Annotated in this window: 26 protein-coding genes; all 26 read right to left on the minus strand. The window is 45.1% G+C overall.

What is annotated here, in order from left to right:
* Window positions 1-99: 99 nt before the first annotated feature.
* Window positions 100-2,277, minus strand: coding sequence for a T9SS type A sorting domain-containing protein (locus tag MKQ70_RS41495; RefSeq protein WP_248075116.1), 2,178 nt, complete (start codon window positions 2,275-2,277; stop codon window positions 100-102).
* 37 nt (window positions 2,278-2,314) lie between these two features.
* On the minus strand, window positions 2,315-4,150 hold the full coding sequence (locus MKQ70_RS25060) for a fibronectin type III domain-containing protein (RefSeq protein ID WP_248075118.1): 1,836 nt from the start codon (window positions 4,148-4,150) through the stop codon (window positions 2,315-2,317).
* Window positions 4,113-6,041, minus strand: coding sequence for an SGNH/GDSL hydrolase family protein (locus MKQ70_RS25065; RefSeq protein ID WP_248075120.1), 1,929 nt, complete (start codon window positions 6,039-6,041; stop codon window positions 4,113-4,115). Before MKQ70_RS25065 ends, MKQ70_RS25060 begins: the two co-directional genes overlap by 38 nt.
* Window positions 6,042-6,299: 258 nt before the next feature.
* Window positions 6,300-6,503: a hypothetical protein gene (locus MKQ70_RS25070; RefSeq protein WP_248075122.1), complete on the minus strand. Its 204-nt coding sequence runs from the start codon at window positions 6,501-6,503 to the stop codon at window positions 6,300-6,302.
* A complete protein-coding gene (locus MKQ70_RS25075) occupies window positions 6,500-7,435 on the minus strand; it encodes an acyltransferase family protein (protein WP_248075123.1) in 936 nt (311 codons plus the stop codon). Before MKQ70_RS25075 ends, MKQ70_RS25070 begins: the two co-directional genes overlap by 4 nt.
* A 134-nt stretch (window positions 7,436-7,569) precedes the next feature.
* Complete coding sequence (locus MKQ70_RS25080; RefSeq protein ID WP_248075125.1) at window positions 7,570-7,776, minus strand: ABC transporter C-terminal domain-containing protein; 207 nt, start codon at window positions 7,774-7,776, stop codon at window positions 7,570-7,572.
* Window positions 7,777-7,825: 49 nt separating this feature from the next.
* Complete coding sequence (locus MKQ70_RS25085) at window positions 7,826-9,460, minus strand: ABC-F family ATP-binding cassette domain-containing protein (RefSeq protein WP_248075127.1); 1,635 nt, start codon at window positions 9,458-9,460, stop codon at window positions 7,826-7,828.
* Window positions 9,461-10,511: 1,051 nt separating this feature from the next.
* On the minus strand, window positions 10,512-10,817 hold the full coding sequence (locus tag MKQ70_RS25090) for a hypothetical protein (protein ID WP_248075129.1): 306 nt from the start codon (window positions 10,815-10,817) through the stop codon (window positions 10,512-10,514).
* Between the two features lie 470 nt (window positions 10,818-11,287).
* Entirely contained in the window at window positions 11,288-11,962 is a 675-nt protein-coding gene (locus tag MKQ70_RS25095) for a hypothetical protein (RefSeq protein ID WP_248075131.1), read from the minus strand.
* 203 nt (window positions 11,963-12,165) lie between these two features.
* Window positions 12,166-13,302, minus strand: coding sequence for a glycosyltransferase family 4 protein (locus MKQ70_RS25100; protein ID WP_248075133.1), 1,137 nt, complete (start codon window positions 13,300-13,302; stop codon window positions 12,166-12,168).
* Between the two features lie 7 nt (window positions 13,303-13,309).
* Entirely contained in the window at window positions 13,310-14,581 is a 1,272-nt protein-coding gene (locus MKQ70_RS25105; RefSeq protein WP_248075135.1) for a glycosyl hydrolase family 28-related protein, read from the minus strand.
* Window positions 14,581-14,922 (minus strand): glycosyltransferase family 4 protein, encoded by a 342-nt coding sequence (locus MKQ70_RS42670; protein ID WP_372490031.1) that lies wholly within the window; start codon window positions 14,920-14,922, stop codon window positions 14,581-14,583. Before MKQ70_RS42670 ends, MKQ70_RS25105 begins: the two co-directional genes overlap by 1 nt.
* A 39-nt stretch (window positions 14,923-14,961) precedes the next feature.
* On the minus strand, window positions 14,962-15,258 hold the full coding sequence (locus tag MKQ70_RS39470) for a glycosyltransferase family protein (RefSeq protein ID WP_282456700.1): 297 nt from the start codon (window positions 15,256-15,258) through the stop codon (window positions 14,962-14,964).
* On the minus strand, window positions 15,239-15,658 hold the full coding sequence (locus MKQ70_RS39475) for a glycosyltransferase (protein ID WP_282456701.1): 420 nt from the start codon (window positions 15,656-15,658) through the stop codon (window positions 15,239-15,241). The genes MKQ70_RS39470 and MKQ70_RS39475 overlap by 20 nt, the downstream gene beginning before the upstream one ends.
* Before the next feature lie 5 nt (window positions 15,659-15,663).
* Window positions 15,664-16,431, minus strand: a complete 768-nt coding sequence (locus MKQ70_RS25115; RefSeq protein ID WP_248075137.1) for a glycosyltransferase family 4 protein — start codon at window positions 16,429-16,431, stop codon at window positions 15,664-15,666.
* Window positions 16,432-17,226: 795 nt separating this feature from the next.
* Window positions 17,227-17,715, minus strand: coding sequence for a hypothetical protein (locus tag MKQ70_RS25120; RefSeq protein ID WP_248075139.1), 489 nt, complete (start codon window positions 17,713-17,715; stop codon window positions 17,227-17,229).
* 320 nt (window positions 17,716-18,035) lie between these two features.
* Window positions 18,036-18,932 carry a glycosyltransferase family protein gene (locus MKQ70_RS25125; RefSeq protein WP_248075141.1) on the minus strand — a complete coding sequence of 299 codons (897 nt, stop codon included), beginning with the start codon at window positions 18,930-18,932 and terminating at the stop codon, window positions 18,036-18,038.
* An 8-nt stretch (window positions 18,933-18,940) separates the two neighbouring features.
* Window positions 18,941-20,062, minus strand: coding sequence for a non-hydrolyzing UDP-N-acetylglucosamine 2-epimerase (gene wecB / locus MKQ70_RS25130; RefSeq protein ID WP_248075143.1), 1,122 nt, complete (start codon window positions 20,060-20,062; stop codon window positions 18,941-18,943).
* Window positions 20,063-20,073: 11 nt separating this feature from the next.
* Entirely contained in the window at window positions 20,074-21,243 is a 1,170-nt protein-coding gene (locus MKQ70_RS25135; protein WP_248075145.1) for a glycosyltransferase family protein, read from the minus strand.
* Complete coding sequence (locus tag MKQ70_RS25140; protein ID WP_248075148.1) at window positions 21,240-21,911, minus strand: MATE family efflux transporter; 672 nt, start codon at window positions 21,909-21,911, stop codon at window positions 21,240-21,242. The genes MKQ70_RS25135 and MKQ70_RS25140 overlap by 4 nt, the downstream gene beginning before the upstream one ends.
* 134 nt (window positions 21,912-22,045) lie before the next feature.
* Complete coding sequence (locus MKQ70_RS42675; protein WP_372490032.1) at window positions 22,046-22,282, minus strand: hypothetical protein; 237 nt, start codon at window positions 22,280-22,282, stop codon at window positions 22,046-22,048.
* Window positions 22,283-22,542: 260 nt separating this feature from the next.
* Window positions 22,543-23,676: a DegT/DnrJ/EryC1/StrS family aminotransferase gene (locus MKQ70_RS25145; RefSeq protein WP_248075150.1), complete on the minus strand. Its 1,134-nt coding sequence runs from the start codon at window positions 23,674-23,676 to the stop codon at window positions 22,543-22,545.
* A gap of 70 nt (window positions 23,677-23,746) precedes the next feature.
* Window positions 23,747-24,319: an acyltransferase gene (locus tag MKQ70_RS25150; RefSeq protein WP_248075152.1), complete on the minus strand. Its 573-nt coding sequence runs from the start codon at window positions 24,317-24,319 to the stop codon at window positions 23,747-23,749.
* Window positions 24,320-24,331: 12 nt separating this feature from the next.
* Window positions 24,332-24,751, minus strand: a complete 420-nt coding sequence (locus MKQ70_RS25155) for a sugar 3,4-ketoisomerase (RefSeq protein WP_248075154.1) — start codon at window positions 24,749-24,751, stop codon at window positions 24,332-24,334.
* Complete coding sequence (locus tag MKQ70_RS25160) at window positions 24,744-25,151, minus strand: sugar 3,4-ketoisomerase (RefSeq protein WP_248075155.1); 408 nt, start codon at window positions 25,149-25,151, stop codon at window positions 24,744-24,746. The genes MKQ70_RS25155 and MKQ70_RS25160 overlap by 8 nt, the downstream gene beginning before the upstream one ends.
* A gap of 12 nt (window positions 25,152-25,163) precedes the next feature.
* Window positions 25,164-26,447, minus strand: a complete 1,284-nt coding sequence (locus tag MKQ70_RS25165; RefSeq protein WP_248075157.1) for a nucleotide sugar dehydrogenase — start codon at window positions 26,445-26,447, stop codon at window positions 25,164-25,166.
* Window positions 26,448-26,472 lie beyond the last annotated feature (25 nt).

Below are 26,472 nucleotides of genomic sequence, written 5' to 3' on the forward strand. Positions count from 1 at the left end.
GCGAAATTACAAACTATGGGACGCCACATACTAACATATTCGTGTTACCTAATTGGGTATAAATGAAAAAGCCCGTTCGAAATGAACGGGCTTAAGTCATTATAATTTGATCAGACTGAGGCGATACCTGCCTTTATTCAGTACAATGTAGTACATGCCTGCGGGCCACGCTGAGGCGTTGATTTCCCCGCCACTATATTGCTTGTTATAGTACACCTGTACACCAAGACTGTTAAACACTTCCACCTGCACACCATTTGCAAACCCGCTGATCTTAAAGCTGTTGCTTACCGGGTTCGGGAAGGCGGCTACTTTGCCGGTGGACTGCTGCGGATCGTCTGGCAGTGCGGTAATGAGGGCAACCATTTTCAGTGCGTTGCTAAGGTTGCGCGCACCATCTTTGTCGATCATCACCAGGCGATAGTAAACCCAGATGGTGCCGGTGTTGTATTCGTCGATGAAGCTGTAATTCACCGCAACATCTGAATTACCGGTAGCTGTTATCGTTTTGATGCTCTTCCAGGCTACGGAATCAGTACTGCGTTCGATCTCGAAGCTGGCGGCGCCATTTTCGCTGCTGGTACTCCATTCGAGTAATCTTGCCGCACTTTGCGCCTTCAGGGTAAAGTTTTTCAGGTTGAAGGCGTTGCGATAACTCAGGTCCGGTGTGAGGATCACATTCTGACTGGTAAAGTCGCGGCCCAGTTTGTCAAGTGCCGTGATGCGGTAAGCAGTCTGTTTATCCTGTGCCACCACATCAACATAAGCATAAGTAGAAGAACCACCTTTTGCCGGAAGCACCGCGATAATTTCCCAACCATCTTTGCTTACACGCCCGTTGGTTGCAGGAATTATCTGGCGCTCCACGTAGAAGCTGTCGATGTTCCATTCGTTGTCGGTGCTCCAGTTTAATATCTGTTTGTCTTTTTGCTGTTCAACTACCAGTGTGCCGAGCTTAAAGGTTTCGGTATAGGTAGGATCCGCAGCTACAGACACTTCCGCGCTATTAAACGTACGTGCATCTTTGTCGGCCATCACCAGTTTATACGTAACGGCCAGCTGCGTGTAAGCGGTGTCCGTAAATGTATAATCAGCAGGAACGCCGGCAGCGACTTTTACGCCAATTTCCTTCCAGGTACCGTTTTCTTCTTTACGTTGAATGCTGAAATCTTTTGTCCGGAATTCTTTGCTGGTGCGCCAGTTCAGTTGTTGTTGCAGGTTGCTGCGTACGGCAGTGAAGCTGGAAAGCACGAACGGTTCTGCATAGTTTGCATCTGCCGCAATATCCACCTGCGCACTGTTGAAAGTACGGCCGTCTCTATCCATTCCCACCAGCCTGTAAGAAGTGGGCTGCGACGAGTAGGAAGCATCTGTAAATGCATAAGAACGTGGTACACCCGCTGCTATCAACGTATCGATGCTGTTCCAGTTGCCTGAAGCAACTTTTCGTTGAACGAAAATGTGCCGGAGACGGAACTCTTTTCCCGTATTCCATGCCAGTTGTTGCGTCAGACTGTCGCGCGTTACGACAAAACCCTTCACCACAAAAGGTTGCGTGTAATTTGTATCCGCATCGAGCGGCTGCACATCACTATAAAACACCCGCGCATCCACGTCTTTCATACCGATGCGATACGTTACCGCACCCGGCCTGTAAGTAGTATCAGTATAACTATAATTACCCGCGCCTGTTGCCGGCAATGCCGCGAACTGTATCCAGCCGCCATTTTGCAGGCGTTGGACCAACATACTGTCGCCACGGAACTCTTTGCTGGTGTTCCAGTTCAGTTGTTGCGCCGCGCCATTGCGGGCTACCACGAAGGAAGTCATCTCAAATGGCTGATCATAATTTTCATCGCCTGCCAACACGAGTGTATCCCTTCCGAAATGCTGGTTATGAATATCCGTCAACCGTACGCGGTAGGTTGTGGCATCCTTACGATAGATCGTATCACGATAAACATATTGATAACCGGCACCTTGTGCGGGGAACTGTTGCCCAGCTTTCCATTCGCCGGCCTCCAGCCGTTCTATATTGATAAATTTGACGTTTGCTTCCTCCGTAGACGTAAGCCGCACCACCTGCACCAGGCTGTCGCGTAGGACTTCCGTTGTGCTGGAAAAACGCATAAAGTTCAGATCATCTCCCGGCTGGCTTTCGCCAATAAAGTGGGTGTAACCCAACAGGTCATCTACATACAGGCGATACAGCATGGAGTATGCTCTATATACCGTATCGATATGGGTGTAATCCGTTCCCGCCCCGGCCGCTGGCACAAGGCCATTGTGTCTGTAACACCATTCACGGTAGCGGTCAGTATGTATCGCACGATGTTTGTCTCCTGTGTGCTATGCCACACCACTCGTTGCGTAGTATCGGTGCGTTGCACGGCAAAACCGGTAATATTGTATGCAGGTGCTCGTCCAGAGTCTGCCGCGAGTTTCGGCAATGAAAAATAAAAATATTCGACCACTGGGAAAGCCCTTTAATACGATAGTAAGTTGTATAAGGATGATAGGAGCTGTCTGTGATGGAATACATTTTATCCGATCCTTCATCAGATATGGCGGCCACAGGAACGGTTGACCAGTTAATGCTGTCTGCGCTGTACTGCAAACTGTAGTTAGCCATCATCACGGAACGGCCCATCGTCCAGGTAATTACCTGTTTATGCTCCTTACGCGCGACTAAACCTCCCGTAAATTCAGCCCTCTCTACTTTTACCGTGTCGGCGGCCAGTACATACTGCGGCCCCTCCAGCAGCTTACCATCCAGATCCTCCGCCATCCAGCGGTAGCTGGTCTGCGGACGCCGGTAAACAGAATCGGAGAAGGTATAGGTTTGACCGGAGCCGGCTGCAGGCCATATCGCTAAGCGCTTCCAGGCAGAATCGTCCCGCACTTCCGCGATAATGTTTTTCAATCCCCGCTCTTTCCAGGTCGTGATGCGAAGACGTTGTATATCGTACTGGCGCTCAACCTGGGGAGTAGCAGTAGTAAAAGCCGAATTGTATATCGTATCCGCTTCCAGTAACACCGGAGTACTATAATACCCGGAACCCGTGTGATCATATGCCAATACCTGATACCGGACCGTATCTGGCCGGAAAATGGTATCAACATAAATATAATTGTTGCCGCTGCCTACTGCTGTTACAGTATCCACGACTTCCCACCCCGTATTAACGATGCGTCGAATCTCGTAACAGTCAATTTTAAATTCCTTTGTGGATGTCCAGGTCAGTTGCTGCACTTTACCCTGACGTTCCACGTTCAACGGGCCCATTTCCATATAACCATTGAGGCTCGTATCGTTTCCTAGTTCCAGTACAAAAGCGGTATCAGTTACACCAAAGCGGTCGTCGATCAGCAGCCGATACGAGATGTGCCCTGCATAATAAAGTGAATCCATCACCTCGTATACACCTCTTCCCTTAGGAGATATTGTACGTACCGGCTCCCAACCATAGTCCCTAAAACGTTCCACGCGCATGTTTACGAGGTTCCGCTCCCCATCAGTGACCCAAGATAGGTACTGCCTGTCGAAAGAGCGTATTAAATTAGATGCAATAATCTTATAATCAGCAACCGACACGCTACTGTCCATGGGCACCTCAACGATATTGCTGATATATTCACCGCCAAAGTTATCAGTCGTTAACACCCGGTAAGATTTTTCGCGGGGTTCGAAAGTTGAATCATTAAAAGAATAAGCCGTACTAGCGCCAGTAGATTCCTGCGCTACGGCAATGGTCTTGATCGTGGACCAGTTTTCTGCGCCCACCTTACGTTGCAGTTGATGTTGCGCTACGTTAATTTCCATATAAGCATTCCAGGCCAACGTGGTACCGGTCCTGAAAAGCTGGTACGATTCATACGCCGCCGCATTACCGGTTTCCGGGTTTAGGATAACACGGTTGCTCACGCTGTGTACGTTGAAGGCATCGCGGACGAGGAGGCGATACTCAGCCAGACCGGGAATGTAAGTGGTATCCGTGAAGGAATACGAACTATTGGAACCTGTTGCGGCAATGGTCGATAGCTCCGTCCATGCCTGCGATCCCGGCTGCCGGCGCTGGATAATATAGGCAGAGATATTCACCTCACGCGGATTATACCACCCCATGATCTGCCTGGCCCCTGAGCGCATAACCCAGGGCGCTTCCAGGTGGGACACGACTATACGCGCCATGTCGGCGGACAAAGAAAAAAACAGGCAGTGTATCATGCTTATCATACGGACTGGTGACGATCACTCTATAATCAATTGCCAGTCTGTTATACACAGAATCCGTAAACGTGTAACTCGCCTTCGACCCTTCGAAAGCAATTGACCCCGCATGCTCCCAGTCGCCAGTCGCTTTACGCTGCAACGTAAGTGCTGCAATGTTACGCGCATCGGCCACACTAAAATCTACTTTCTGCACATCATAGTCGCGGTGAGCAGTGTATTGCGGGTTGCGGTAAACAGGGCGCTGCGTGTTCAGATCAATACCGGTATTGGCATAGCTGTATGCGAACAAACTGTCATAAATATCCACCGGCTGAATCATGTAATTCACCGCATAGGGACGGAACGCACGATCAGTATAGGTGTAACTGCGGGTGCCATTTCCCAGGCTCCTTACCGAATCGACGTATACCCAACTATTTCCTTCCTGGCGGAGCAGCCGGTAAGCACGGATGTTTCGCTCGTTGGCTGTTTCCCACCAGAGAATACGCGTGTCGTTGATACGGGTAACACCTGTACGGGTCATTGTTACGGCAGAAGGTTCTTTATATATAGTAACCTGCCGACTGGCTGTATATTTAATACTCCCCGCCCAACTGCTGTAGTGCAGGCGGTAAGTCCCCGCACCAAAACCAGCGGGCAACTCCACGCGATAACTGGCGGTATCATATCTGCTTCCTTTTGCATTGATACCCGACACCAGGTGTAGCCATTGGCCAGCCAGATTATATTCCACCCCCATGGTATCCAGTTGATATTCGCTGGAAGTGGCCCACTCCAGGAACATTTTCCCGCTTTCATTTTTCGCCTGCATACGGGAGATCAGTACTTCTGAAGCATCCGGCACCTGTATACTACCGGTATAGAATACACGGTTTTTAGTGTCCGTGATCGCCAGTCGCACGGGGTAAGCACCAATACCCGAGGCCGTATAGTTCATCCAGGAATTGGGCTGCTGCTGCATGGGAATATTTCCCGTCATACTATACCAGGTGCTACCACTTTGATATTGCAACTGATAGTGCTTTACCGCGCGCTGGCCCACATGCCATAAGAAATCGGCATATCCGGCGCTGGTGTACCAGCCTCTGAAAACCGGCATTCGTACAGGACCAGCACACATCGTATCCGGGATTGCTTCGTTAAACACACGTTGCGCCATTATGTAATGGGCAGTATTGTTCAGGTGAATCCCGTCCGCATGGCTGTAAGCAGTATTAATAGAACCGTCCGCATTGGCGAACGGACTCCAGAAGTCAATGTACCTGTCACGAAAACGGTCCAGCAACCAGTCGCGCATATCGAATAATGGCTGACGCGACACACCATACATTTGCGTACGCGGCTGCGTGGAAGTAACCCACACGGGCACATGCAAGGAATCTGCCGAGGCTACAATGCGCTGAAAATTAGCCTGTTGCTCCGCCAGTGTGTAACTATTGATAGCGTCGTTGGTCGGGAAGTTCACGATCACCGCGTCGGCCTGATAGCCGATCAAGGCTTTTGTGATGTTCTTCGCGGTATCCGGTACCGGCCTGCCATTCGGCGGCGTGTACCAGCTCGGTTGCGCGGCATAGGTAGTAGTACCGGCCACGGCCAGGTTGATCACCCGGTAATTGGCGTTGATGAACTGGAAGTTCCGGGTTAAGATGCTCACCCAGGCGCTGTCACGCTCCGTGGGGCCATCCCAGCCGGCAGCCGTGGAACTTCCGAGTACAACTACAACAAATCCTTTGTCGGTACAGGTTTGCGCAAAAATGGAGGATACGCCGGCGGTCAGCGCCAGCAAAAGGGCAAAAATTTTCTTCATGAATTCACATTTATGACCGGGCAAAACAGCACAATGTACAGGGATCGTTTCGCCGGTTTCTTAACTTGGTTTCAGTGATGCATATCATCGGTTGGCATGGTCACACATACGGTCGCACGGGTTAATGATACTGGTTTTTTCATGAGACAGGTTAACAATAACGGGAACGAAAGTAATAAAGAAATATGGCGAAGTCCTAACACCTTCATGCTATAAAGAAAAAAGGGGCGGAGTAATGAACTCCGCCCCATGGCTATTTTATACTTTGATGTAAATTTTCTTTTTATCAAGCCACCAGCCCAACAGCCAGAAAAGCCCCACATGAAACAACGCAAATAACAGGGAACCATTCAGTTCGCCTCCAATGGGCTTAAACACGGTTTCATAAAACCAGCTGTAAAAACCTTTTCCGGGAACGGGTCGAATAAGTCCATAAATTTTTACCAGCACACCGGACATCACAAAGATGAACAGCGGATTTTTCCCGAACACCTCAAAAAGTACCAGCCCTTTTTCCATTGCATAATTTCTATCAGGTACACAAAGATGCAAAGCAGGATGGTGGCCAGTCCAACTGTCAGCAATACATAGGAACTGGTCCATATTTTTTTGTTGATGGGGAACCAGATATCCCAGATGTACGCCAACACAATGAATACCAGCCCGGTAAGCGCAAGGCGCAGGATCGTATTGCTGTTCTTTCCCTTTTGTTGCAGATAGTCGCCTACAAGGTAGCCGCAAATCACGTTCACGATGGCAGGCAGGGTGCTGAGCAAACCTTCGGGATCAAAGGCAACGCCTTCACCATGGTACATGTGGTTTTCTCCGAGGATGGCTTTATCGATAAACAGTCCGGCATTGCCTTCCAGGCTATAAGGATCGCCCTGACCCAAAGCCAGCAGGATGGCCCAATAGCCGAACAGCAACAACAGCGATGCGTAGATGGACCCTTTATGCTTCAGGTAATGAATAATCAGCGCTGCAAAGCCGTAACAAAGTGCAATACGCTGCAACACACCCATGATGCGGAGTTTCGACAACGGCTTCATTACCAGCTGATCGTCCGACCAGGCAACAAAGGGGAACCAGTTGAGGATTAAACCGATGAGGAAGATAAGTGCCGTGCGTTTGAAGATCTTCTGCAATACAGCGGCGTTACCGAGCGCCTCGTACTTTTTGAGTGCGAAGCTCATGGCGTTGCCTACCGCGAACAGGAAAAACGGGAACACCAGGTCGGTGGGCGTCCAGCCGTGCCATTTGGCATGGCCGAGCGGTGCATAAATATGTGCCCAGCTGCCGGGGTTGTTCACCAGTATCATACAGGCAACGGTGAGGCCGCGGAATACGTCCAGCGACAAAAAACGGTTTGAAGATGACGTGGGTAGTTGGCTCATAAACGATATTGGTTGAAAGCTAAAGCTAGAAAAAAAGTGGATAGATTTACGGCCTTTAAAGTGAGTGATGGCGGCCCATAACAGTGCAAAAGCTGTTACCCCAAAAAAGAGGCGGTATATAAACCGCCTCCTCATTATGCTAATTCGCTTAACTCCAGCCAGCGAAGGCCCTTTTCGTCCAATTGCTCCATGACCACCCCGATCCGCGCCGACGCCGCCTGCAGCTGATCGTAACTCAGCGAGCCGGATGCCAGCTGCTCGTCCAGTTGCTTCTTTTCGTTCTCCAGCGCTTCCATGTCTTTCTCAAGCAACTCCATTTCGCGCTTCTCTTTGAAAGACATTTTTTCTTCGGTGCTTCGGGGGCCTGCTGTTGTTCCGCAGGTTTCTCTGCTACGCGCTCTTCCTTTTAGGTTCCTGTTTCTCCTGGTCTTTCTGCCATTCGCGGTACTGGGTGTAATTGCCCGGGTAGTCGCGTATTTCACCTTCGCCCTCGAATACAAACAGGTGGTCCACCAGTTTGTCCATAAAATAACGGTCGTGGCTTACGATGAGAATACAACCCTGATAGTTAAGCAGGAACTCCTCGAGGATGCTCAACGTGGGCAGGTCAAGGTCGTTCGTGGGTTCATCTAGTATCAAAAAGTTCGGGTTGCGGAACAGGATAGACAACAGGTGTAACCTGCGTCGCTCACCGCCGCTTAACCGCGACACATAAGTGTATTGCTTTTCAGGCGGGAACAAAAACAGTTGCAGGAACTGTGCGGCGCTCACTTTGGTACCATCTGCCAGCGGAAAGTTTTCAGCGATGTTCTTCACGAACTCGATCACGCGCATGTCCTCTTTTATTTTGAGGCCTTCCTGCGAATAGTTGCCGAAAATAATGGTATCGCCCACGTTGATTTTTCCCGAATCCGCAGATTCGTGTCCCATGATGATGTTCACGAAGGTGGATTTACCGGCGCCGTTTTTACCGACTACGCCTACCCGTTCTCCTTTCTTAAAAGTATAATCGAACCCTTTGAGGATGACTTTTTCGCCGTACGCTTTGTACACCTTTTTCATCTCGATGATCTTTCCACCGAGCCGGCTCATTTTCACGTTCAGTTCCAGCTGCTGACTTTCCAGCTTAGCGGAAGCCCGTTCCTTTACCTCGTAAAACGCATCCTGGCGGGACTTCGACTTGGTGGTACGGGCTTTCGGCTGCTTGCGCATCCACTCCAGCTCCTTGCGGTAGGTGTTGCGGGCTTTTTCCACGCTGGCCTTTTCAGACTCTTCGCGGGCGGCCTTCTTTTCGAGGTAGTTTTCGTAATTGCCTTTATAGATGTAGAGCTGACGGTTATCAAGCTCCATAATTTCGTTACAAACACTGTCGAGGAAGTAGCGGTCGTGCGTTACCAGCAGGAGCGTTACATTTTCCTGGTCCAGGTAATTTTCCAGCCATTCGATCATGCTTACGTCAAGGTGGTTCGTAGGTTCGTCCATGATGAGCAGGGTATGCTTATGTTCGAAACCAATGTCTATCAGCACCTTAGCAAGCGCCACACGCTTTTGCTGGCCACCGGAGAGGCTGCCGACCTTTTGATCGAGATGGTGAATATTAAGTTTACCGAGAATCTGTTTCACCTTGGAATCGAAGTGCCAGGCCCCGAGTTCGTCCATTTTGGCGATGGCGTCGGTAAGCGCGATGGGATCGGGCTCCGCATCTTCGTCGGTGAGCAGTTCGTACTCACGGATGGCGTTGAGGATGGGATGGCTGTGGTCGAAGATGTTTTCGATCACTGTTTTCTGCAGGTCGAACCCGTGATTCTGCTCAAGCATCACCACGGTCACATCTTTGTGAATCCACACTTTACCCGCATCGGGCACGTCTTTGCCGCAGAGAATGCGGAGCAGGGTCGATTTACCGCTGCCGTTAAGGGCTACCAGGGCGATTTTATCGCCTTCTTCTATATGGAAAGAAATATCTTCAAATAATGGTGCTTCGCCGAAGGATTTCGTCAGGCCTTCTACAGTAACATAATGCATGGGGGCGAAGTTACATGGTTTTTGGGATAAGTTTGGGGGAGATGCGGGTATCGAGGAGGCCGGTTTTATAACGGAATTAACATAAAAACCGCGTTTCCCATATATGAAATCCCAATATTATATCGTATATTCATAATAGCTAATGAACTATCCGACGAACAAGACACAGACTAACAGCAAATCATCTCATTTCATATCATCGACTTTCAAATAGAAGACGTGTATACTCCCCATGTGATTTTGACATCGTGGAGGGTAAAGGGGGATGCACATTCGCGGTTCCGTTTATGCGGAGCAGTGAGCCCGGCCTTTATCTATGCGGTTTCTTTTGTTTGTCTCCCCTTATTTTGGCAATATAAAGCCCCGGCAAATCGCCGGGGCTTTTGGTTTTTTGGCCTTAGCCGGTTGCCTGCTATCCCAGCTGGCAAGCGTGCAGGATAACAGGTGTTCCGGGTAATGGGCCAGAAACAGTCATTCCCGGTTCAAGCGCCGGACGTATCTCCTGGCTGGTTTCATAACGCTGGGCTGGCAAGCTCGCTGGCGGTATGTACACAGCTTTGGAGGATGATCGCTTACGCGACACATCACGTTTCAGAATGGAATTTACCGGTTGGTGCCGGTTTTTGATGTTGACAGTTGGTTAGGTAATAAATTAAGTTTCACTGTGTTTAGCCTTTCAGTCGGCTGGTGGTGAGCCAGCGGAAAGCGGCATAAAATGCCGTTACTGTAGTCATGGCTAAAAGATGACTCAGAAAGTTGTACATAGCTCTCGATTTAAATAAAGACGTTTTTTCTGTTGCGTGGACTCGTTCCTAATTATGTGCCTCGATGATTTAAAGTTAAGAAGAATTCGTGTCTGATGAACACCTCTTTAGGGGGATTATTTTTGGGTAGCTATTTTGGGTGTTTTGTGAGGGGATGGGCGATTGAATGGAAGAGCTGGGTGGGAGACATTACACTTTCGTGTTAGGAAGATTGCAATATTGCGGCGTAAAAAGGCCTCACCGTGATGGCGAGGCCTTTACCGCTATTATATGCTTGCCAACAATAATCAGAAGTCATAATAGAACTGCCTGAAGCTCGTGCGCAGGCCGAATTGGAAAATAGTCTCCTTATTGGTGAATGCGGAGTTCTTTTCCTGGCGGTGCGTGATGGAGGCTTCAAGTCTCAAATTGTATTTCGGATTGAAGACGTACGCGAGCGAACCGGTAGCGTATACAAGGTCGGTTTTAAGCCCCTGGCCGATTTTATTACCGTATTCGCGCTGGCGGGTGGTGTAATCCTTAAATATGATGTCTTTGCCCCAGTTGGTGGCATCGTCCTGGTCGAGGCCGTAATTAGCGTAAGTCAGTTGCACGCGCAGGTACCAACGCTTGTAAGTGTACGACGCGATGCCCAGTACTTTCACGGAAGTTGGCCCCCAGCGGGTGGGCAAGCGACTGATTATAATGCGCGTAATTCGCGAAGGAGTTACGGAAAGAATAGGTATAAGGCCGCACGACATTATACTCGCCCCGGAAGTCCAGTTTTTTCACTTTAAACAGATCGAAGGAGCGGAAGCCGAGTTGCATGCCCCACTTGTTGGCCCACCAGCCTTTACCGTTACTGCCGAAAAATTCACTCAGCTTGAATTCGTCGAGGACGAACTGGCCATAGGTGGTTACTTTCGGCAGCACTTTATATTTTACGTTGAGGCCGATCATTGCATTATCCGAGGAACCTACTGAAAATTCAGCAGGTCGGAGGAAGATGATCGGGTTCATGTAGGTCCAGTCGAAACCGCGCTTGCGTCTTGAGGTGGTATCGTAGTCGTTCCACATTACTGCGTCAAAAAGGCCTACAGTTATTTTTTTGTTGATGTTCCAGTCGAGGAAGTGGAATACACCCCACTTCTTGTAGTAGCCAGCATCGGCTTCCGCTTCTCTGAACCCTAAACTCTTCAGGTCCACGGAACTGTGCCCACATGGAAGTGTATTGCACGTTACCGAGATTTAGCGTGGCTTTGAGGTATGGATAACTGAAGGGAACATCGGAAAGGATTAAGGAACGGTAGCCGTCGCCGATGGAATTGCTACCATAGCCCATTGTCATGTTCAGAAACTTGCTTGGGGTGTACGAGAGCATGGCGCTCACATATGCGTAATCAAATGCTTTACCACCAGAAAAATCGCGGATTTCGCCCTGACCTGGAACTACCCGGTGTTTGCGGATAAACGTATCAAGATAAACAGGGAAGGCGCCCTGGTTTTCAAAGAAGTAAGATTCGAAGTACAGCTGTTTGCCAATATTGCCCTGAATAGACGCCCCTCGAGTGTTAAGCCACGTATTTTTACCGCCACCTGCATTGGTGCGACCAACATTGAGGTCGGCATGGAGGTCCATAAAAACGTTAAAGTCAGGCTGCTTTATTTCGATGAGGTGTTCGTAGAAGAGTTTACGGTAAAGCCAGTTGTTTTTATCGTTACTAACTACGCTAGAGTCATAACGAAGCACTGCCTTCAACGCAGTGTGATGGTTCACCGTATCAATGTAGATCTCCCGGGTGTCTATATGGTTATAGACAGATATCGTCGTGTCCTTTTTTGGGCATGCGTGGTAGATATTACCAGAATACCGAAGAAGATGCAAAATAACAATTTCATTAGGATATGTATATTTCCGGATGCAAATGTAACCTTCTCAGCGAAACCGTGAGGTATGCCATTCTACAATTGCATGCCTGTTGAATGTTCTTTGAAATCGTGAAGCAACTCAAAGTATCTTTCAAAAACAACACGCTCACTATATTGTGCTAACATTTTCTGGCGACCATTTTCGCCCATTTGTTTTCTCTCCTTATCCGACAAACCAATCATCCACATCATTTTCACAGCAAGATCCTCCGAATTTCTGGCCTGGCATAATAAACCGGAGTGTTTATCATCTACCAACTCCCGACAGCCGGGAATATCGCTAACGATCAATGGCAAAGCCATCGAGGCACTTTCCATCAGTACCATTGACATCCCCTCTCTATATGATGGCAATACGACACAGGAATATTCCTGTAAAATTTTCCGCACATCATCTACACTTCCAAGATACTTTATGACCCCCTCCTTTTCCCATTCTTCTATCTGGGCAAATGGAATTGCCGTTGGATTATCAATATTTGCGGCGCCTAACAAAGCGAATTGCACAGCAGGATATTCTTTCAACACTATTCTTGCTGCCTCTACATATTCTTTAATGCCCTTATCATATAACATTCGCGCCGGTAGCACAAACCGGACACCAAACTGCTCCGGATTAACCTGTTCAATGGGCGCGAAGTAGTCGCAATTTATCCCCTCTCCCGGTAAAACGAACGCCTGCTTGGCTTTTACTAACTTCTTAGATACAAAAATTTCTCTATCATCGTCATTGAGAAACCAAACCGATTTTACTTTTCTTAAAGCCACTTTGTAAAGCATACGCGCCACGGAAGGAACAATACCCTTATTTATGAACGTAAAGCCCAAGCCGGTAATCACCGCAATTACGGGGATTTTAACCACTCGAGCTGCGAGGGAGCCATATATATTGGGTTTAATCGTATACTGAAAAATAATATCGGGCCGTTCAGATCTGTATAAAGTTATTAATTCCCGAATTAATTTTAACTCGTTAACAGGTCCAACACCTCGTCCCTGCATATATTGAAGTGCTATAAACTTCACTCCAATATCCTTAAGCTCCTTCACAAATTGGTCCGAATTGGCCACCACAACCACTTCGTGTCCCTTTTTAACTAGTTCGCCCAGCAGGCCCTTGCGAAACTTATAGAAACTCCAGGAAGTATTAGAAACCAGCAAGACTTTCATCAATCAATCATTTTTTTAGCATTTCCGACGGAAAGTTGTTGCCCGACACGCGATTCTTTCTTTCATTCAAATTTATCTGCGGCTTTATCTTGGCATTTAATTTTATTGGCTTATAGCTATTCTTAGAAATAGCTACCCCTTCTTCCAAGTTACGCAGCACAATGTCCGACACAAGCCCGGATTCACCGGTAATGCTGAGGGTATTACCCGAAATTACTGAACCCTGTCTACAAGCTTTATCAGACTCCAAAGAAATAAGGGATCTTTCTCCACGATTTCTTACAGTTTTTAACGACAGTCCTGAAGGTATGTTTTCATTACTTACAAAATTATCCTTCACGTAAATTGGACCTATTTTACGTCTGCCAGAGTTCCAGATTAAAATACCAAAGTCAGATCCAGTTAGCTTATTATTTAAAATGGAAATGTTTCCCAGATCTTCTTCGACGTGGATATTTCTGTCATAGCCACTCACTGTATTATTAACAACCTCAACATTTTCTACGTTATACTCTAATACAATGCCAGCCCGACCGAATTGTCGTGTATAACGGAGGTCATTACGGACAATGTTTCCCGTGATCTTGCCAGAAGCGACGTTATTTACATAAATACCATCTCCATACTCATCGTATAAGCCTCCATCAGGTGTTGGATTCAATCCCCACGTATTAAAAATTTGATTTTTATTCAACAACATCTTTTTTACCCTATCGCCAACAGGCGCATCGTGAAAAAGAGTATTTCCAATATAAATGCCCTGCCCGTAAACATTTTTTACTACACATTGCTCAATAGATACAGACTTGCAATTGATAACCCCTATGCCGATACGGTAAGAATTTGGCACATCATAGTATGGATGCTTCGCCGTATAGGGAACATTGTTGCCTTCGACCTGCACATATTTAACCGCTACGTCCATCGCAGGCTTGTGAGCATCTCCCTCGATATATATTAAATTAATAAAGTTGGACGACTTGATAACTGGCCGATTGCCTCCTTTGACAATTCCTTTTATTTGTATAGATCCTGCTGAATTAGAATTTACATAAATTGGCCTGGAAATATAGTAGCGTCCATAGGGAATCTCCAGCACACCGCCAGCCTTGGCCAATACAGCAACCGCCTTGTCAAACGCCGGAGAATCATCTGTTTTCCCGTCCCCTTTTGCGCCGTAACTTTTTATATTCAAGCGCTTTGACTGAGCATGAACGTTAACTCTGCATAACCCAGTTATTATTATGCATGCTAAAAAGAAAAAAATTCTAATACCCATCAAATGAGATTTTTATAAAGCTCATAATAGTTATCAATCATATACTCCAATGAATATTCCTTAATCTTTCTGCTGTTAGCCGCGATTACTTCCTGACAAAAAACGTCGTCCAGGCACTGCCTGATTTTTATAGCAACACTTTCTGGCTTATTGTCGAAAAGGCACTGTGATGTCCCCACCACATCCATGATTCCCGGAACCCGGGAACCTATAAACGGCCGCTTACAGCGCATTGCTTCCAGTGTAACTCCTGACAAGCCTTCATAATCAGAACATAGTATATTTATATCGGCCGAAGCCATAAGTTGACTAACGTCATGCACCATACCAAGGAAAAGCACTGGTCTTCACATTTCAAGGTGCGTGCCAAGCTCTCAAATTCAACCTTGTTTTCCCGTTCCCGCAAGAAAAAGTTTGAAGCCAGGGCCAAGTTTGGACAGTGCTTTTATCACGATATCCTGTCGTTTTGGTGCATCTAGTCGGGCGACCATCAATAAACTAGTATGAGTGTCCGACAAGGCATTACTTTGCCCTTCCTCCTCTATGTTTTCTCCTGAAAGTTTCACTCCATTGCTGATGACCACCACACGTTGACTATATGCCCCCAGCCACTTATCTAAAATATTTTTTACCGCCGGTGTAATTGCGATGACCCTGTCATAGAGCGAATAAATCAAACGTTCGGCGGGACGAAAAAACATTCCCCAGCCGTCCGTTTGCAGTGCTGTGCTCCGTAAAAACTAATTTTGTCTTCACTTTGAAAAGTAGCTTCAATAAAGCTACCCAGTAAAGGGATGGAAAAAGATGAGCATGAACAACCTCATAACCACCCGAGACAATTATCTTTCTTAGCTTTAAAAGTATATTCGGGCTATAAACCGATTTCCCGAGAGTAATGATCTCGATCCCGCTCGCCCGAAGCTCGTCAACATAGGCATCAACTGTGTTGGTATTACACAGTTGCACAACCGTAAATGCCACATGCTGCTTTTTAGTGAATTCCTTCAAAAAATTCACCAGCAGCTTTTCCGCTCCTCCAGGTCCAAAACTGTTAATTACATATAAAATTCGCATCATGGTTATTATAAACATCTGCAAATAGTGCGCTCCCAGCGTCGCGCTAACTTCTCCACCGAAAACTCCTCCTCAACGATCATCGCGCCCGCACGCCCCATTTCCCTCCGAAGACTGTCATTTTTTAGCAGTGTGATTAACGCATATTCCCACTCAGGGCCAGATGAGGCGCCCATCCCACAATTTTTCCGGGCAAGCAAGTCCGCATTCATGCCAACAGGGCTTACCACTACCGGCAAGCCACAAGCCATATATGTCAGCATTTTAAAACTGCATTTGCCCCGTGACCAGTCGTCAAAAAAAAGCGGCATAATGCCAATACTCATTTTCTGCAGGCATTGCACCTCCGTATCAACAGACCATGGTATATAGTCCACCCTTAGAGGGTCGAGCATTTTAAATTCAGGAGGCCGGTCCGCAACAATCATTAAGCGGGCCGTTTTCGCAACATTCAAAACATTAACGAGGGCGCTTTCTATAGAATATAAATACTTGAAACCACTACTACTTCCAGACCACCCTATCACCAAATCTTCTTGTTGTGCTTCAACGGGGGTATATCGGCTGGTGTCAACAGCTGTCGGTATTATCTCGATATTGGAGTTAAACTTGGAGAACCACTCAGCAAGGTAGCTATTTCCGCAAACAACTATATCCGCCAACTTACCTAAGGCAGCGGCAGCCTTGCCACCTCTGTGCAGAAAAATAGCGTCGTCAACGTCAAATATACGGGGAGCCTTAAGAAAGCGTTCACAGGTATACATGGTAGACATCATCTCGCGCTGTATAATCGACAAATCATACCTATAGGAGCAAAAGCTCTTCAAAGCACGCTCTGCCAGATGCACACCTGCCCAAAGTGGCCTATAAGCCTTCGTTGGTGGAGGATAATTTCCAAATACGGCATGAAAATCCTTTGTCTCGATGCCCCTTTTTCTCCATTCACCAATAAACTGCCGGATCCTGAATCTGGAGGACGGGTCATTTAGCCCTCCCGTATATGTCGCTATCCTAGGCATGAGATAAAATTCGTTTAGTATTTAGGTAATTCAAATAACATATAATAAACGGAAGTGAATATATTGTCCGGAAGTACCCCAGATTTATAAACCCAAGCTCAAATAACATGTAAGTCGAAAATAAAAGGATGAAATCGGCGACTGATATCAGATTCTTTCGAAGGAAATAACAAAAACCTCCATAAAAGAACAGTAGCAACACCAGCGATCCGCGCAGCCAGAAAATAATTAGGCCGGAATCTCCGAGGAAAAACTCATTACTGTTCGTGATGCCGATCGGTCGAAACGGATGTTCTTTAATGAAATTAATCATTGGTACTAAAGTTGAACTAGACGAATACCGGCCAGCAACTCCATGACCTTCGTCGGAAAACGCTGCTATTAATTCTGTTACTGAGAAATATTCAAGCAAATCCGACAATAGAAACGCAGCAACAACAGAAAGCAAAAACGTTCCTATGATAAACCGAACCCAAACAATTGGCCGATTATAGTTAGATATCAATATATACAGAACTCCGATTGCAGTAAACACATAAGCCGTAACCGATCTTAAAAAAGCGACGAGATCAGAAACAAATAGGCTACCAGCAGAAATTTACGCTCCCGCTTAATCTGGTAGGTTTTATAGTTAAGTAAAAAAAAAATAAAAAAATAAAAACCCGCAATAGAATGGGTAGCAAAGGTAAGCACTGGCTTACGCCCCCAATCTAACATTATCATTAGCAAATCCGGATAAAAAGCGGAGTACGAATTTTTAAGAATAGGGGAAATGTCGTATACCTTGGTAATGATCATTACTGCGCCGACTAGCAATAAAACACTTACATAGAACAACAAACTTTCACTCCAACCACCGACAGGAATATCCCGCCAGCGAATAGAAATCATTAATACAAATCCCAAAAACGGGAGCAATGCTCCGTAAGTATATTCGGATAGCGGAGATATAAGAGTTGCTAATATTAATATCGCGATAATACCCAACCCTGTAAACAAGCCAATTGAGTCGATTTTCTTTCTTAAATACACCAACCCCAAAAAAAAAACAAAATAGTATTAACCAGTTGAACACTTCCAGACGTCCTTGTATCTCACCTCCTATAGAAGTGGGTAGAAACAGGCCCAGAAGGAACAGTAGCGATATTAACCAAGATTGTATTTTCTCTATTGTTAATTTCATACCCTCTCGATAGCTTTTCTTAAATCGCCCTCGCGATCGCTTTCTCGAATTTTCTGAAAAATGGATTTGTTGATCGTGCTTTTAACCGGCTTTAAATTGCTGTTGAAATCTTGATAATTTAACCTTTCATAATTCAATAAGAAATAATCGCCAATCTTTTCAAATTTAACAATCGGAATTATTCCATATTCCGGTACTCACCAAGTTTGGTTGGATTCGCAACAATATTTACCGCACTATTATCTCTCAAAATAAATCCATAATGCGCGAGGGTATAATATGCGGGAAGTTCTTTAGGTGTAACAGATAATACTGTCACCATTGCTTCATCCAATCCGTATTTATCAAGTTTCGCCCGAAACGCTGCCGGTTCTCCGGTTAAAATTATGTACTTATAGTTTTCTCTCCGCTGGCTACTAATTAGTTGCAACATCAGGTCTACATTCTGCCATACCTGGCAGTTTCCACTATACATTATAACAACGTCGCCCTCCTGTATTCTTAATTGTGACCTTAACAACTCTTCTCCTTCATTCGTGACGCCTGTGCCTGGCTGATTTACTATATAATATACAACGTTTTCGGAAGTGAGTGATGGATATTTTGATTCGTAAAACTTCTTCATAGCATCTGTCACATGTATTAGTAATCGTGAGCGATGAAAGAAATAATACTCCAGCCAACCATATAACCTAGAGGACATCCGCTGACCTCTCATCGCAAATTCTTCAGGAACTGCGCCATGTACGTCGATGACAAGTCGATACTGCCGTCCCATCAAAATAAACTGCGGCCAAACTTTTAACAGACGAATGATTGAATGACTGTATATAAATTTAGCTGACCTCAGAATACGGAGTATCAGAAAAAAATGTAAAAAAGCGTTGCAATATATGACTTCGAGCAGCGGGTCGACCTGCTGCGTTCGTCGCTTTAGATTTTTAGTAAAGCTTACCTCCAGGTGTAAACGTGGTTCATTCCTGAACACCGCTTCAATATCCTCCACACGGCGTACATACCCGTCCTTTATATTTTCGGCATTAGGAAATATCGATAAAAAAACCACTTTACTCATGACGGCATTTAATTTTGAGAACTTATAAAATCGACTATGCTGGTCGCTGCGCTTCCATCTCCAAAAGGATTGCGACCTATTGTTAACGGTTGATCGGCAGCTTCTAAAAAGCGCTCGGCGACGCTAACAATCTTTTCAACATTCGTACCAACGAGGAAAACACTATTTCCTTCCAGCGCCTCAGGGCGTTCCGTGTTCTCACGCATTACAAGCACTGGTTTACTTAATGTGGGCGCCTCCTCCTGTATACCACCGCTATCCGTCAAAATAAGAAAAGCACGTTTCATCAACCAAACAAATGCAGGGTATGCCAGTGGTGAGATAAGCTTTACGTTTGGAATATTTGAGAGTAATTTATTTACTGGTTGCTGAACATTAGGGTTCAGGTGTACGGGGTAAACGACTGAAACGTTAGCTTTCTCTGCAATCTTTGCAATGGCCCTACAAATATTTTCAAAACCTTCGCCAAAGTTTTCACGCCGGTGTCCTGTCACCAACACTATCCGCGAGGAGAAGTCAATTTGCTTCTTTAAGCCCTCAATCTCAGGATCCACTATATCCTCGACTTTTTCTTTTGCTATCAGTAATGCGTCGATCACAGTATTCCCGGTCACAACAATGCGGTCAGCAGGAATACCCTCTTTAAGCAAATTAGCTTTCGACAAATCAGTTGGAGCAAAATGGTAATCCGCTATTTTAGAAGTTAACTGCCTGTTCAATTCTTCAGGATAGGGAGAATATTTGTCATTTGTCCTCAATCCCGCTTCAACATGGCAAACTTTGGTCTTAGCGTAAAACGCACTTAACGCAACCATAGTTGAAGTAGTAGTATCCCCGTGAACAAATGTGTAATCGGGTATATATTCGGCAAACACCTTTTTCATACCCAAAAGGATATTTGACGAAAGATCATAAAGCGTTTGATTAGGCTGCATCAAATTCAAATCGTAATCCGGTTTTAGGTCAAAGAAAGCCAAAACCTGATCAAGCATTTGCCGGTGTTGTGCGGTCACACAAACCTTCACCTCAAATCGGGCGTCCGCTTTAAAGGCCATCACCAGTGGCGCCATTTTTATTGCCTCCGGCCGCGTGCCAAATACGATGAGTATCCTTTTCTTATCTGAAGCCATCTTATTACTGATTAAATAATTGTTTTGAGTACCTTAAAGGAGAAATCACCTCGGGTAATTGCCAGTTCCAATTTATTAACTACAACGTCCAGGGTATGGTGTGCTCGTACATATCTATAACACTCCAAACCGAGTCGTCGTTTATCTACCCTTACCTGGTCCAGCATTTCTGCTATCGTATACTGATTTATGATGCGTTTTCGCCGGTAATTCATCATTCTGCCAAGTGTATATCCCGTAGTTTGAAATAGCCAGCGAAATTTATAGTTGGATACTTTTGAGTAGGACGCATCCAGCAAGCAGGTAGGTATCATCATTGCGCCACCTTCGAGGGCAGATGTTCCCATTGCAAAAAGCAAATCTACATTCTTACGGATATAACCGCTAAGTTCACTATGTGGAATCGCGCCCTTAAACACAACCTCCAACCCCACATATCGCTTTGCGAATGAAGCGACATCGCCCTTACTTTTTCCATCACCAATTATTTCAAGACGGACCTGACTCCCCCCTTCTAAAAGGCCCAATTCACTAATTATGTATTTAAGAATCGGAATCTTAAAATCCGACAACCGGCCAATGTACGCTACTGTTATCTTAGTTCGGACTACGCCAGGTTTATCATCCAATTCCAGTAGGCGAGAAACGGGTATCGGAGTATAAGTAGGCTGTTCATTTCCCAAAGAGAAAAACTCCCGATTTATAAAGTAATTTTCCTCATCCATAAAGGTAACACCATTATTTTTCATGGCCATTTTCATAAGCTCTCTAAAAGCGTGGTAATAGCGTGGAAAAATATATTTATTAATTCTCCTTAACAACGAGGGATAACTGTACTGAATGTCAGGGGGAATACGCGGGATAATTTTCAACCCATTATATGGGTGAATAAACCAAAAAAGCACCTTTGCATTTTTGTCCACAGTAGCAAGACGCGAGAATTTCTTTAGGCCCACTGGCGGAAGAATGATAATCGCATCTCGCCGGATAGGCTCGTTTACCCCAATGATCTTTACATCGCTATCGACGGTCAGTAAACTGTAGATTCCGTCGGTATGATCGACGATAGTTACATCAAATCCTCTGATTGTGAGAGCCTTAGCTACCGTAGCAAATAATACTTCTGCCCCGCCCAATACCTTACTTGGATAATAGAAATATATACTTCTTTTAGTTTTCAAATTTGCTCAGACGATTTTTTATTAAAAACAAGATCTCTGAAAATCCACAGCATAACTATAAAATACAAAAAGTAGTTGATCGCGTATGCGTAGGTAACTCCTACTAAGCCAAGGTAATTAATCAGGACAACTGATAACAAAATGTAGCTTAAGGTGAAAATAACCTCCGTTACAATATAGTATACGGTCATTGCCTTCGCAACCATCTGAAAAGCGAGCAGCCAGGATATGACCTTGAAAACATCTCCGACACATTGCCCTAGAAACAGATCAGCGGCACTTGAAAAATCTTTCGTGAAAAGAATCCGAATGATCAAGTAACGGAAAAAATAAATGAGAATGGAAGCTATAATCGCTATGGGTGCCACTATCTTATATACCTTCCCAATCTCCTGCCTCAAATCCCCGCCACTTTTTAATTCCGATAATTTTGGAAGATAGTAGGTCGTCAGTGTTGTCGTTACAAACATCAGGTAAATAGTTGATATCCTACTTACCGACTCCCATATCCCCGCGCCAGTCAGCGACAGATTATTGATAATATATCCCCTGATGTACATCTGACCAATAGGTACAGTAGCAGTGGTCACCAGGGCCATCAAAACAAATTTCCCCAAGTCCCTAACGTGCTGAACATCGATGCTCTTTATTAAATTTGCACGGCGCATCCATGTTTCATTCCTGAAGCATAAAACGGACACGAAGAAAACGATCGACTGGTTTACTACTATTGCCACTAAGGCTCCGCCTATACGGTTAAAATAAATAAATAAAAACGAAAGAAGCAGGCTAATTAAACTAGTCAGAATATTGACAAAATTGTATTTTTAAATGCCTTATGACCATTAACCACTGCAATCAGGAAACTATTGAGCCCGTAGAACACAACCGTTAGCCCAAAGAGTATAAATACATATTGATATTCAGGCGTCATCAATATCTTCATCGATAACCAACCAGAAAACAAACAGAGCAACACACCAACTAATATCCCGGAGATAACCGTGAGTTTGAAAGCCGTACTCAAAAAAGAAGACAATCTATCTGGTGCATTAAGGTTATATTCAGATGTGTACTTTACAACACCTGTCCCTAACGCTCCCCCGCCAAAACAAGTACAATCGTTACAAAACTTGTAAGTTGACCAATTAACCCAAGCCCTCCCGGTCCTAAATATATTGCGATGATCTTACTCATTACGAACGCCGTTGCTACTCTCACCAGCGTAGCTATCCCGGAGTATAATGAAGATTGGACAAGTTCAGACCTGAATATTTGTTTTATTCTGTCGTACACCTGCTAATTTGCTTTATATGAATTCACCACGGCTATCACCCTATCGACCTCTTCGTTCGGCATAATCGGACTTATAGGCAAGCTTATTACTTCGCGATGAATTACTTCGCATACCGGTAAAATCAAAGTTTTTAATTCCATATACGCCTCTTGAAGATGCGGAGGCAATGGGTAATGAATTACAGTCTGAATTCCGTTATCTGATAAATATTTTTGCAGATGGTCTCTGTCTTTTACCCGGATGACGAACAAGTGCCAAACATGTGACAACTCCGACGTAACTTCAGGTAATACAATTTCAGAATTTACGATTTCTCTGCGATACCGCTGTGCAATTACTCTCCGGTGTGCATTGCCCTCATCAAGATCTTTTAATTTGACACTTAAAAATGCCGCTTGTAATTCATCGAGGCGACTATTAACACCCTTATAAATGTTGTAATATTTTTTATTTGATCCATAGTTCCCCAAGGCTCTTATACACGCCGCCAGGTTGTCGTTATTTGTGGTAACAGCACCTCCGTCTCCCAGCGCACCCAAATTTTTACCCGGATAAAATGAATGTCCCGCAGCATCGCCCAGATTACCGGATTTCTTACCGGTATTTGGGCAGATCGCACCATGAGATTGTGCAGCATCTTCAACAATCAATAAGTTATGCTTCATTGCGATCGCATTAATAGCCTCCATGTCACACAGCTGGCCATAGAGATGCACCGGAATGATCGCTTTCGTTCTTTCTGTGATATGCGCTTCGATTAGGGAGGGGTCTATATTATAAGAATCCGGGCTCGGCTCTATCAATACCGGGACCAAATCAACTGCCGAAACGGCCAGAACACTTGCAATATAGGTATTTGCCGGCACCAATACTTCATCCCCTGCATTTAACATTCCGAGTTCCTTGTACGCTCGAAATATAAGAATCAGCGCGTCAAGACCGTTAGCTACGCCAATGCAATGCTTTACGCCGCAATAGTCTGCATATTCTCTCTCAAAATCTTTAGTCCGTTGGCCTTGAATGAACCATCCGGCATCTAGTACATCCTGTAATGCAGCTGCAAATGCGGATTCATATCTTTTATTAAGTGCTTGCAGATCTAAAAATTTAACCATGTCTGACACTTCGATTTTCATATTATTAACAATTACAGAATTTGTTCGTTTAGAAACAGATTAGATACAGTGGTTTCAGCCCCTATTCAAGCTAAGACATCGACTCGTGGCGTATTAATCCATCAACTCCTTTTTTATATAATACGCCATCATGCGATCGCCATATGTCTTCGCCACAGGCGTTCAGCTTCGTCCCATCGGTGTGTATCCATCCGCGATGCCTAGCAGGATTCCCATACACTAAGGCATGTGCAGGAACGGATTTTGTTACTACACTACCAGCGCCGACCATAGAAAATTCTCCGATGGTTGTTCCTGCCACTATGGTGGTGTTTGCTCCGATTGATGCGCCTCGACGGACCATAGTAGAGGCAAAAGAAGCGGGGTAAACCTTTGAGCGCGGCAACAAATCGTTCGTGAAAGTTACATTGGGACCGATAAAAACGTTATCCTCGATCCTAATACCGTCCCAAACCTGCACGCCCGACTTAATTGTAACATTGTTTCCAATAACAACATCATTTTCAACGAAGCAGTTAAAGTTAATGTTACAATTCTCACCAATCGTTGCGCCTGCCAATACAACACAAAATTGCCAGATCATGGTTCCATCGCCGATATTGAGAGATTGCACATCTGCGGTAGGATGTATTTTTATAGCCATTTGTAATTTATGTTAAGCGCCTCGGTAAGTTTTAAATTCATCATAATCGCGGATATAGTCTGCTTCCTCATAAAGCTCTGAAGCCAACGCCAAACACACCGCCCCACTTGAGAAATTATGTATTTCACGCCATATTCCCTGCTTTATATGTAAAGCATAGTTAGGCCGGTTCAGAGCAATTGTTTTACGGGTAACCCCATCATCAATTAAAACATCAAAGCTTCCGCTAGCTGCAATTACGAATGTCTCCAGGTTACGGTGTGCGTGTCCGGCCCTACTTTCTCCACCAGGAACATCATACAGATAATATACCCGCTTTATCTGGAAGGGGATGTGAAATTCGTTTTCCACAACAGTTATATTACCCGCCCTGTTTCGAATTTTGGCAAGCTCCACTATTCCGCATTCAAACACGTTGTATTTCTCATGCATTTTTGTAATGTTTGAAAGATTCGTAGTCACGAATATAGTCGTCTTCGCTGAACGCAGTATTGCTCAGTACCATCGCAACGGAATTAGTTGAAAAATTTTCCATATGACGCCATAAGCCGTTAGGAATATAAAGCCCGTAGTAAGATCTATTAAGTGTCACTTTTTGTTTGGACCTTCCATCATCTACAATCACGTCAAAGCTTCCGCTTAATGCGATGATAAGTTCCTGCTGCATTTTAAATGCATGCCCTCCCCGGATCTCGCCGCCAGGCACGTCATAAATCCAATACACGCGATTGATCGCGAAGGGGAAATGCCTTTCGTTTTCTGCGAAAGATAAATTGCCGCGCAGATCCAGATGCTTGGGTAATTCGAGTATTTGAATATTGTTTATCTCCACAATTTATCTTTTTTACAACCTAGCATCTACCAAGTTTCTATCCAGGAATGCTTTTGTATCGAATACAATTGCCTTTTCTCCAAACTTCATTATAGCATAATCAAGGTTGCGAAACTCCTCATGGGACACAGCCAGTATTATCGCATCGTATTTATGTTCGATATCTGATATCATTTGAATACCATATTCTTCATGCACTTCATCAATATCTGCATGAGGATCATATACATCAACATGAAGGCCAAATTGTATTAACTCTCTATAAATGTCAACCACGCGTGAGTTTCTGATATCTGGACAGTTTTCTTTAAATGTTACACCCAGTATCAACGCCCGGGCGCCATCTATCTTATGCCCCTTTTTAATCATTAGCTTAACAAGCTTGTTGGCGACAAACATTCCCATGTTGTCATTAACACGCCTTCCAGACAATATAACCTGAGGATGATAGCCAAGTGACTCTGCCTTATGGGCTAAATAATACGGATCTACGCCAATGCAATGGCCACCTACAAGCCCGGGCTTAAATTTTAAAAAATTCCATTTGGTAGCTGCGGCCTCTATTACGTCGTTAGTATCTATATTCATCCGATCAAAGATCAGCGCCAACTCGTTCACGAAACTTATGTTAACATCCCTTTGCGCATTTTCGATCGCTTTAGATGCCTCGGCCACCTTTATACTTGGCGCTTTATGTGTGCCTGCAACGATGATGCTGCCGTAAATCCTGTCAACGAGATCAGCAATTGCCGGTGTTGAGCCCGAAGTGACCTTCCGAATTTTTGTAAGCGTATTAACTTTATCACCCGGGTTGATCCGTTCCGGAGAATAACCACAGAAAAAATCTACATTAAATTTCAAACCGGAGCTCTTTTCAAGTACAGGTACACAATCTTCTTCCGTACAACCTGGATATACAGTTGATTCATAAATGACCAAATCTCCTTCCTTAAGTATTTTACCCAACATCTCCGAAGCTCGAAGAAGAGGTTGCAAATCAGGGGCTTTAAATTGGTCTATAGGAGTAGGAACTGTTACAATAAATACATTATATGCGCTAAGTTCTGATATGTCATTAGAAAATCTTAACCGCCCATCGGATGTCCCATTCATAGCACATCGCAACTGTTCGATGTCAGCTTCTCTGGTATGATCTATCCCATCGGCGAGTTCAGATACTCGTGAGGAATTGATGTCGAACCCCAGCACGTCAAATTTCTTTGCAAATTCAATTGCCAGCGGCAAGCCTACATAGCCAAGTCCTATTACTGCTATTTTCAATTGAGCGCCCGTCATAGTTTTTAATTATATCATTAGTTGC

Source organism: Chitinophaga sedimenti (assembly GCF_023156195.1).
Lineage (GTDB): Bacteria > Bacteroidota > Bacteroidia > Chitinophagales > Chitinophagaceae > Chitinophaga > Chitinophaga sedimenti.

Coding starts and splice junctions, on each gene's coding strand:
- MKQ70_RS25080 (WP_248075125.1), bottom strand. CDS start 7,776: ATGTCTTTCAAAGAGAAGCGCGAAATGGAGTTGCTTGAGAAAGACATG.
- MKQ70_RS25060 (WP_248075118.1), bottom strand. CDS start 4,150: ATGCGCTCAGGGGCCAGGCAGATCATGGGGTGGTATAATCCGCGTGAG.
- MKQ70_RS25115 (WP_248075137.1), bottom strand. CDS start 16,431: ATGATGTCTACCATGTATACCTGTGAACGCTTTCTTAAGGCTCCCCGT.
- MKQ70_RS39475 (WP_282456701.1), bottom strand. CDS start 15,658: ATGATGCGAATTTTATATGTAATTAACAGTTTTGGACCTGGAGGAGCG.
- MKQ70_RS25105 (WP_248075135.1), bottom strand. CDS start 14,581: ATGGGTATTAGAATTTTTTTCTTTTTAGCATGCATAATAATAACTGGG.
- MKQ70_RS25165 (WP_248075157.1), bottom strand. CDS start 26,447: ATGACGGGCGCTCAATTGAAAATAGCAGTAATAGGACTTGGCTATGTA.
- MKQ70_RS25085 (WP_248075127.1), bottom strand. CDS start 9,460: ATGCATTATGTTACTGTAGAAGGCCTGACGAAATCCTTCGGCGAAGCA.
- MKQ70_RS25125 (WP_248075141.1), bottom strand. CDS start 18,932: ATGAGTAAAGTGGTTTTTTTATCGATATTTCCTAATGCCGAAAATATA.
- MKQ70_RS25140 (WP_248075148.1), bottom strand. CDS start 21,911: ATGCGCCGTGCAAATTTAATAAAGAGCATCGATGTTCAGCACGTTAGG.
- wecB (WP_248075143.1), bottom strand. CDS start 20,062: ATGGCTTCAGATAAGAAAAGGATACTCATCGTATTTGGCACGCGGCCG.
- MKQ70_RS25155 (WP_248075154.1), bottom strand. CDS start 24,751: ATGCATGAGAAATACAACGTGTTTGAATGCGGAATAGTGGAGCTTGCC.
- MKQ70_RS25065 (WP_248075120.1), bottom strand. CDS start 6,041: ATGAAGAAAATTTTTGCCCTTTTGCTGGCGCTGACCGCCGGCGTATCC.
- MKQ70_RS25150 (WP_248075152.1), bottom strand. CDS start 24,319: ATGGCTATAAAAATACATCCTACCGCAGATGTGCAATCTCTCAATATC.
- MKQ70_RS25145 (WP_248075150.1), bottom strand. CDS start 23,676: ATGAAAATCGAAGTGTCAGACATGGTTAAATTTTTAGATCTGCAAGCA.
- MKQ70_RS25075 (WP_248075123.1), bottom strand. CDS start 7,435: ATGAGCCAACTACCCACGTCATCTTCAAACCGTTTTTTGTCGCTGGAC.
- MKQ70_RS25100 (WP_248075133.1), bottom strand. CDS start 13,302: ATGAAAGTCTTGCTGGTTTCTAATACTTCCTGGAGTTTCTATAAGTTT.